This window comes from Peribacillus muralis, from assembly GCF_001439925.1.
GTDB classification, from domain to species: Bacteria; Bacillota; Bacilli; order Bacillales; family DSM-1321; genus Peribacillus; species Peribacillus muralis.
Genome location: NZ_LMBV01000086.1, coordinates 1 through 326 on the forward strand (window position 1 = coordinate 1; position 326 = coordinate 326).

Below are 326 nucleotides of genomic sequence, written 5' to 3' on the forward strand. Positions count from 1 at the left end.
ACTTCAAGCTTTTTGCCTTCGAAGGCTGCATATAGATTGTAGCCGACAAGCTCACCCATTTGCCAAGCGTTTTGTGCTGTTGGCGCGTATGGACGACCGCCTTCTGGAGGGAATGCAAGGGCACTGTCTCCGACAACGAATACGTCATTATGAGATGTCGATTGCAGATATTCATTAACGGCTGCTTTGCCGCGATCCACTTCAAGACCTGATTCGCCGACGATCGGAAGAGCCGCGACCCCACCTGTCCAAACAAGCGTGTTGGCCGTGATGGTTTGTCCATCCTTCAATTCGATCTGGTTGCCTTTAACACCTGTTACAGGCAG

1 protein-coding gene is annotated in these 326 nt (G+C 51.2%); it reads right to left on the bottom strand.

Annotation, left to right across the window (positions count from 1 at the left end):
* Positions 1-326 (bottom strand): FAD-dependent oxidoreductase (locus ASU00_RS24190; protein WP_161809789.1); only part of this gene is annotated, 326 nt, incomplete at both ends.